The 5,077-nt window shown below is 51.0% G+C and carries 7 protein-coding genes and 1 tRNA gene; 3 read left to right on the forward strand and 5 right to left on the reverse strand.

The window, feature by feature from the left end:
* Window positions 1–191: 191 nt before the first annotated feature.
* Genes rpoN through lptC form a run of 4 tightly spaced genes read right to left on the reverse strand, consistent with a single transcriptional unit; the run spans window position 192 to window position 3,385 of the window.
* Window positions 192–1,646, reverse strand: coding sequence for an RNA polymerase factor sigma-54 (gene rpoN / locus VEI96_01670; GenBank protein HXX56691.1), 1,455 nt, complete (start codon window positions 1,644–1,646; stop codon window positions 192–194).
* Window positions 1,646–2,368, reverse strand: a complete 723-nt coding sequence (gene lptB / locus VEI96_01675) for an LPS export ABC transporter ATP-binding protein (protein ID HXX56692.1) — start codon at window positions 2,366–2,368, stop codon at window positions 1,646–1,648. Before lptB ends, rpoN begins: the two co-directional genes overlap by 1 nt.
* The gene (locus VEI96_01680; GenBank protein HXX56693.1) at window positions 2,368–2,877 is read right to left on the reverse strand and encodes an LptA/OstA family protein; all 510 of its coding nucleotides are present in this window, start codon (window positions 2,875–2,877) and stop codon (window positions 2,368–2,370) included. The genes lptB and VEI96_01680 overlap by 1 nt, the downstream gene beginning before the upstream one ends.
* Window positions 2,878–2,884: 7 nt before the next feature.
* Complete coding sequence (gene lptC / locus VEI96_01685; GenBank protein HXX56694.1) at window positions 2,885–3,385, reverse strand: LPS export ABC transporter periplasmic protein LptC; 501 nt, start codon at window positions 3,383–3,385, stop codon at window positions 2,885–2,887.
* A gap of 160 nt (window positions 3,386–3,545) precedes the next feature.
* On the opposite strand from lptC, the gene VEI96_01690 reads away from it, so the two are divergent.
* The 3 genes from VEI96_01690 to VEI96_01700 all read left to right on the forward strand — a co-directional run bounded on the left by VEI96_01690 (window position 3,546) and on the right by VEI96_01700 (window position 4,281).
* Window positions 3,546–3,830 (forward strand): integration host factor subunit alpha, encoded by a 285-nt coding sequence (locus VEI96_01690; protein HXX56695.1) that lies wholly within the window; start codon window positions 3,546–3,548, stop codon window positions 3,828–3,830.
* On the forward strand, window positions 3,823–4,203 hold the full coding sequence (locus VEI96_01695) for a MerR family transcriptional regulator (GenBank protein HXX56696.1): 381 nt from the start codon (window positions 3,823–3,825) through the stop codon (window positions 4,201–4,203). Before VEI96_01690 ends, VEI96_01695 begins: the two co-directional genes overlap by 8 nt.
* Before the next feature lies 1 nt (window position 4,204).
* Window positions 4,205–4,281: transfer RNA gene (locus VEI96_01700), tRNA-Pro, on the forward strand.
* A 351-nt stretch (window positions 4,282–4,632) separates the two neighbouring features.
* Here the strand turns inward: VEI96_01700 and VEI96_01705 are convergent.
* Window positions 4,633–5,077: tetratricopeptide repeat protein (locus VEI96_01705; protein ID HXX56697.1), on the reverse strand; the 445-nt coding region annotated here is incomplete at its 5' end.

The following is a 5,077-nucleotide window of genomic DNA, read 5'->3' on the forward strand; positions in this document are numbered from 1 at the left end:
TGCCGGTACTTCTCTACCGTGAGGGTCACGGTGGCTTCGGTAATATTCGACAGATACCGTCCGAATTTGCTGATCTTCTCTTCAGCGTAACTTCTCAGTGCAGGGGTAACCTCCAGGTGTCTACCGTTCACAATGATGTTCATGTGTCCTCCTTTTCGGGTTCGTGCGAGGGTTAGGGCAAGGTCCTTCTTTCAGTGATCAAAGGTCACCTTCTTGCGTTGTCCCTGGGACGGGATCTTGAGATCTTCCCGGTATTTTGCCACGGTCCTTCTCGCGATGATGATGTTCTTTGCCTTGAGCAGCTCCACAATCTTCTGGTCGCTGAGCGGTTTTTGGTTGTCTTCCTCGGAAACGAGTTTCCTGATGACGTCCTTGACGGAGGTTGATGAGACCGCGCCTGCCTCGCCCTGAAGCGCACTGCTGAAGAAATACCGGAAACCGAAAAGACCGTGGTTGCAGGAAAGGTATTTGTTCGAAGTCACCCTGCTGATGGTACTCTCGTGCATGCCGAGGCTCAGGGCGACATCCTTCAAGTTCAACGGTTTCAGAGAGGAGACATCCCTATCGAAAAAATCCCTCTGAAAGTTCAGGATGCTTTCCGTGACACGGTAAATGGTCCTGTTCCTCTGGTCAAGACTCTTGAGGAGCCAGACCGCGGAACGGAGCTTGTCATCGACAAACTGCTTCTCCTCCTTGGTAAGGGACTTTTTCGAGAGGAGGAGTTTTCGGTACTGATTACTCAGTCTGAGACGCGGCAATCTGTCGTCGTTCAGGATGATCTGGTATCCGTCCTCCGTCTTGACCACGTAAACGTCGGGTACGACATACTCGGCTGAGGAAGTCGAAAAATTTCTTGCCGGTTTGGGTTCAAGCCCTTCGATGATACTCACGGCCGCGATGATGTCGTCGAGGGGCGAGCCATACTGCTTCGCCACCTGTTGATACCGCTTCTTTTCGAGATCAGCGAGGTTGTTCAGGACGATTTTCTCGACGAGACTTCCGGTGAGGTTCAGTGCCCTCAGCTGAAGAAGGAGACATTCCTGGAGATTCCGTGCCGCGATGCCGGGAGGATCGAACCCCTGGATGTGCAGGAGGGCTGAGGCGACCCTTTCCGTGGCGGCATGCGCGGCATCGGCGATTTCCTCGACCGATGCCCTGAGATATCCGTTCTCATCGATATTACCGATGATCATCTCGCCGATCCGCTTCATCTCGTCGGAGACATCGGAGAGCCGCAACTGCCACATGAGGTGATCGGTGAGGTCCATCTCCTTGGAGACGAATTGTTCGAAGGAAGGGCTCTCGACCGTACCCGGTGTGAAGTATCCAAGGTCCCGGCCGTCGCTTCCCCGTTCGTCGAAGTAATCGTCGACGCTCAATCCCCCGCTCGAAATCAGCTTTTCGAGGGGCGCCTCCGTATCGTCGGAGAAGGTCTCTGGCTCGATGTTCTCGATCTCTTCTTTCGTGAGATCTTCCTTGTCTTCACCGATCTCTTCGAGAAAGGGGTTCTCAATGAGCTCTTGCGTGAGCGCCTCGGAGAGTTCGAGTTGCGGCATCTGGAGGAGCTTTATCGCAAGCTGCAGCTGCGGCGTGAGGACGAGCTTCTGGCTCAGTTTTAATTCCAGTCTGCTTTCGAGTGCCGCCATTAGAGCCGAAATTCCTTTCCGAGGTATGTCTCTTTCACCTTCGGGTTGGCGATGAGTTTTTCCGGTATCCCTTCGTCGAGGATGCCCCCGCTGCTTATGATGTACGCCCTGTCCGTTATAGACAGCGTATCCCTTACGTTGTGGTCGGTTACGAGTACCCCCAAACCCTTTTCTTTCAAGTACCGAAGCATTTTCTTCAGTTCTATTATAGCAATTGGATCGATTCCTGCAAAAGGCTCATCGAAGAGGATGAAGGTGGGATCGATAGCGAGGGCGCGGGCTATCTCGGTTCTCCTCCGTTCTCCTCCTGAAAGACGGTAGGAATGCCTGTCAGCAAACTCGCCGAGGTTGAATTCTTCCAGGAGCTGGCTGATTCGGCTCTCCCTCTCGGCCTCCGAGTAACCTTTGATTTCGAGTACCGCCCTGAGGTTGTCCCTGACCGTCAGCTTTCTGAAGATGGACGGTTCCTGGGGAAGATAACTGATGCCCCGGATCGCCCTCTTATACATGGGGAGTTGGCCTATCTCTTCCTCATCGAGAAAGATACTGCCCCGGTCGGGCCTTATCAGCCCGACGATCATATAGAAGGTCGTCGTCTTCCCTGCCCCGTTCGGGCCGAGGAGGCCTACGATCTCTCCCGTCGAGACGCCTATGCTCAGATCGGCTACGGCCTCTTTGCCGCGGTAGCTTTTTGTGAGGTTTCGTGCCTCGAGGGTATGCATTATTTCGTCTTCTTGTTCTCGATGAAGACCTTAGGGTTTTCGACGATCGAGCGGTCTTCCTTCATGAGGTATGTCATCTTTGTCCCCGAAACCACATTGCCTCCTTCAGTCGCCCTGGGATCTCCCGTAAAAATCACCTTCTCGTCGTCGGCGAAATAAGTGGCTTCTTCGGAGGTTATGACCCGATCGCCCCTTACCAGTCTCACGTGTCCCTTCGCATCAATCCTCGTCACGTTGCCTCCCTCTGCATACGAGACGAGCATGCTGTCTGAAGAGATCGTCCCGTTGTCTGTCCGCGCAGTGACGGAACCTTCAAAAAGGGCGGTATGGGCCTTGTTATCCGCTGTCAGGCTCGTTGAATTTATGACAATCGGCCCCTTGGTTTCGAATGGCTTCTCTTCACCCTGGCAGGGTGTAGGTGCAAGGGAAAGGAGGAGCAGGGGCAAAAGGGCAAATACCCTTACTATCTTTCCGGAAACCGAAAGGGACAAAGAACTGTAGTATCCCATCCGGACTCTAAAAGAATGTCGCCTGAACATTTTTCATGAGTTTCACTTTCTGGTCCTGAGTGGCGACAAGCCCGTCACCCTCTATCCTGAAGTTCTTACCGTCCATCCGGACCCTGTCGGGGGAAGTCAGCGTTTCCTGTGAAGGATCCCACGAGAGAGACTTCGCGGAGATGACGGAATCCTTGATTCGTATCTTTATGTTATCCTCAAGGAGGACTGCCCGCGTTGTCAGGTTGTAGGTTCCCGAATCGGCGTTCAGTACGACCCCTTCTTTTATCGCGTTTACGGTTACCGCACTCATCTTGGCGACGGTTTCGTCCCTCGTGAAATCGGCCTTTTTCGCGGAGATCACCCAGGAATCAGTGCCGTTTTTTTTGTGCACGATACGCAGTCCTTCAATATATGAGTTTGTTTTCAACGACGAGCCTATCCTGTATTCCTTCTCTCCGCTGAAGAGGAGATAGGATAGGGCGAGCAGGGAGAGGACAATGAGACCTACATACCTCACAAAAAAAGTTTATCACAGAGAAAAGGCTTGAGTAAAGCAAATAATGTACCAAGGAGTCGATTCTGTGGTTTTCGCTTGACAATACTCTATCCTATTAATATAATTAGTAAAAATGCTTTGCTGAGATTACACATCCAAGAATAGGATCCGCGAGGTGTCTATGACGAAGGCTGACCTGGTAGACGCAGTGTTCGGAAAGGTGGGATTATCCAAGATCGAGTCCCAGAATATTATCGAAATGATCTTTGACACAGTTAAGCAGACGCTTGTTGAGGGCGAATCGGTAAAGGTTTCCGGATTCGGGACATTCAACGTCAAGAAGAAAAATGCGCGAAGGGGAAGGAACCCCAAAACCGGAGGAGACCTCGAAATAACGCCGCGGAGGGTAATTACCTTCAGGGCGAGCAACCAGTTAAAGGGTATCATCGAAAAAGTAGATGCATAGATCACAGGCCGGCAACATCATCAAAACCCAAAAGCCATTCCCGGACAAGCTTTTTTATAAAATCGGGGAAGTGAGCAGGATTGCCGGTGTTGAACCTTATGTGCTCCGGTACTGGGAGACTGAATTTTCCTTTCTGAAGCCGCGAAAGAACAAGTCGGGTCAAAGGGTATACATAAAAAAGGACCTTGAACTTGTTCTCCAGATAAAGAAGCTGCTCTATGAGGAAAGGTACACCATAGAAGGGGTAAGGAAGAAATTCGGCGAAGGCGAGCCGGAGCCCCAGCCACAGAAACTTCCCGTACAGTCCTCATCTAAGGAAATAATCGAGAAAGTCCGGAAGAGGCTCAGGGAGATACTGAGCCAGATCACGTAATCGGGGCGTAGCGCAGCCTGGTAGCGCACTCGCTTGGGGTGCGAGTGGTCGCCCGTTCAAATCGGGTCGCCCCGACCATTAAAATCAAGGGTTTACACGATTTCGTGTAAACGCGTGTGCACTTGCTTTTGATGCGAGTGGTCGCCCGCTCATTTACCGTTGCGCCACTTGTATGACTAACAGCCTATGACGGACCTCTCTTCTGCTCGTTTCGTCGGGAAAGAAACACGTCCTTCTCAAAATTTCTGCTACGGCTAACACTTACGAGCTCTCAGGTATGGTAAAACGCAACCGCTGTCGAGTACGTGTAGAAATTGCAAGCCGTGTGCTCTGATTATCGAGGGATTGTCGGCATAAAGAACATAGAGAATTCTCAGTAGGCAAAGCCGACTGTCACAGGGGGTACATCAGGTCGGGCTAAAATGCGCCTTATTGTTGCCTTGAGAGGATATCATTGAGAAGCCGGTGCGCTTCATCGAGATCAGGTCTTATCTGTAAAATTCGTTCAACTTCTTTTTGGGCTATATACAGGTTTCCTTTTTTTAGGTAAATAAGAGCAAGATAATAATGCGCCATTATGTTATCCGGCGACAGGCGTGTTACGGTTTGGAATTCTTCCACACTCAAATCCAGGAAGCCGTGTAATGCGTATGCACCACCAAGATTAAAATGAGCTTCTGCGAAATCAGGTTTCAGCTGCAATGCTGTCTGGTATTCCGCAATAGCTAAGTCGAATTGTTCGTTTGATGCATATGCCAAACCAAGGCTATTATGAGCTTCTGCGAAATCAGGTTTCAGCCGTAATGCCGCTTGGTATTCCGCTATGGCTCTGTCGAGTTGACCATGAGATGCGTATGCGGCACCAAGATTAAAA

Source organism: Thermodesulfovibrionales bacterium, assembly GCA_035622735.1.
In the GTDB taxonomy this organism is placed as follows: domain Bacteria; phylum Nitrospirota; class Thermodesulfovibrionia; order Thermodesulfovibrionales; family UBA9159; genus DASPUT01.

Excerpts from the sequence above, each read along its gene's own strand:
- rpoN (HXX56691.1), bottom strand. The coding sequence starts at position 1,646 with ATGGCGGCACTCGAAAGCAGACTGGAATTAAAACTGAGCCAGAAGCTC.
- lptB (HXX56692.1), bottom strand. The coding sequence starts at position 2,368 with ATGCATACCCTCGAGGCACGAAACCTCACAAAAAGCTACCGCGGCAAA.
- VEI96_01680 (HXX56693.1), bottom strand. The coding sequence starts at position 2,877 with ATGGGATACTACAGTTCTTTGTCCCTTTCGGTTTCCGGAAAGATAGTA.
- VEI96_01690 (HXX56695.1), top strand. The coding sequence starts at position 3,546 with ATGACGAAGGCTGACCTGGTAGACGCAGTGTTCGGAAAGGTGGGATTA.
- VEI96_01695 (HXX56696.1), top strand. The coding sequence starts at position 3,823 with ATGCATAGATCACAGGCCGGCAACATCATCAAAACCCAAAAGCCATTC.